Source organism: Acidiphilium sp., from assembly GCF_049977125.1.
GTDB lineage: Bacteria > Pseudomonadota > Alphaproteobacteria > Acetobacterales > Acetobacteraceae > Acidiphilium.
In genome coordinates, this window is record NZ_JBMFGY010000333.1 from 1 (window position 1) to 1,968 (window position 1,968).

Here is a 1,968-nt window from a genome sequence, read left to right on the forward strand (position 1 = left end):
GTCGATCACCGCATGCATCGCGCGATGGATATGCAGCATCATGCCATTATTGCGGCACCAATTGGCAAGGCCGGTGTTAGCGGTGAAGCCGCCGGTGATGAAGTCGTGCATGATGATCGGCGAACCGATCTCCTTGGCGTATTCAGCGCGCTTATACATCTCCTCAGGCGTCGGCGCCGTGACGTTCAAATAATGGCCCTTACGCTCGCCGGTTTCGGCTTCGGATTTATGGATCGCTTCCATCACGAAGTCGAAACGCTCACGCCAGCGCATGAAAGGTTGGCTATTGACGTTTTCATCGTCCTTGGTGAAATCAAGACCACCGCGCAAGGCCTCATAGACTGCGCGACCATAGTTTTTTGCCGATAGACCGAGCTTCGGCTTAATCGTGCAGCCGAGCAGCGGTCGGCCATATTTATTGAGTTTGTCGCGTTCAACCTGAATGCCGCAAGGCGGGCCGCCGCAGGTTTTCACATAAGCGATGGGGAAACGCACATCCTCAAGGCGCAGCGCGCGCACGGCCTTAAAGCCAAACACGTTGCCCACCAACGATGTGAACACGTTAACGACGGAGCCTTCCTCGAACAGGTCGATCGGATAGGCAATGAAGGCATAAAAACAGGTGTCATCACCCGGCACGTCCTCGATTCGGTAGGCGCGGCCTTTATAGTAATCAAGGTCGGTCAGCAGGTCGGTCCACACGGTGGTCCATGTGCCGGTTGAGGATTCGGCTGCGACGGCGGCGGCGGCTTCTTCACGATCAACCCCGGCCTGCGGCGTGATTTTGAAGCAGGCCAAAATATCGGTGTCGAGTGGCGTGTAATCCGGTGTCCAGTAGGTGTGTCGGTATTCCTTGACCCCAGCACTATATTTTTTTCCACTCATCTCATACGTCCTTGTCAGCAATAATGTTGTTAAACGCGACAGTGATCCTGTCGGCGTTGGCAGACCATGGCAAACGTTCCAGGCACGAGCCTTCAGACAAAGGGATGATCAACACTGAACGGACCGTTTTCTCTCAACCTGGGTGGGGTAGACTTTTTTCTCTTGACCAACCACGATACGTCATACAGGGCTAAGACGATCATGGAAAATATATAATTCTTATGCAAGCGATCACGGTTTATGAATACTGAAATCAAACCGCGCCCCAAAACACCACGGCGGCGCAACTTCACCCTGCGCCAACTGGCGCTGTTCGAGGCCGTCGCCCGCACCGGCAGCTTCACGCGCACCGCCGAAGAGCTGCATCTGACGCAGCCAGCCGTCTCCAACCAAATCAAACAGCTCGAAGACCAGATTGGCAGCCCGCTCTTCGAGCATATCGGTCGCAGAATTTCGCCCACCGAGATCGGGCGCGAGCTGGCGGCGTTCTGTCGCGACATCGCGCAGCGGATCGATGAATTCGAAAATATGCTCGATGATATCAAGGGCCTGCACCACGGCGTGCTCAATGTTTCCGTGGTCAGCACGGCGGAGTATTTCTCGCCCTACCTGCTCGCGCGATTCTGCGCCCACCACCCCGGCATCACCGTCAATCTCGACGTGACCAATCGCGACGCGGTGCTGAAACAATTGGCGGACAACGCGCCGGACATGGCGATTATGGGCGTCCCCCCCGAAGGGGCGAATCTGGTCTCTCAGTCATTCATGCCCAACCCTCTGGTGGTCTTAGCAAGCCCCGATCATCCGCTTTGCGCGATGCGTAACGTGCCGATCAAGCGCGTGGTCAAGGAGCGGTTCATCATTCGCGAACCTGGCTCTGGCACGCGCGACGCTTTTGAACGCTTCCTGCATAGAAATGGCGGTCGCCTGCAGAATTCCATGGAGATGAGCAGCAACGAAGCGATCAAGCACGCGGTGATGGCGGGATTAGGGCTCGGCGTGGTTTCGCTCCATACCTTGGAGATGGAGCTGAAACTCGGTCGTCTCGCGATCATCGATTTGGTCGATTTTCCGCTCGAACGC

At 56.2% G+C, this 1,968-nt stretch carries 2 protein-coding genes and 1 pseudogene; 2 read left to right on the forward strand and 1 reads right to left on the reverse strand.

The features are described from left to right. Positions 1 to 885: ribulose-bisphosphate carboxylase large subunit (locus ACP5E6_RS18780; RefSeq protein ID WP_427956961.1), on the reverse strand; the 885-nt coding region annotated here is incomplete at its 3' end. 240 nt (positions 886 to 1,125) lie between these two features. On the opposite strand from ACP5E6_RS18780, the pseudogene ACP5E6_RS18785 reads away from it, so the two are divergent. Both ACP5E6_RS18785 and ACP5E6_RS18790 read left to right on the forward strand, forming a co-directional pair. Next, positions 1,126 to 1,299, forward strand: a pseudogene (locus ACP5E6_RS18785) (LysR family transcriptional regulator); the annotation flags it as partial. 114 nt (positions 1,300 to 1,413) lie between these two features. After that, positions 1,414 to 1,968 (forward strand): LysR substrate-binding domain-containing protein (locus ACP5E6_RS18790; RefSeq protein ID WP_427956964.1); only part of this gene is annotated, 555 nt, incomplete at its 3' end.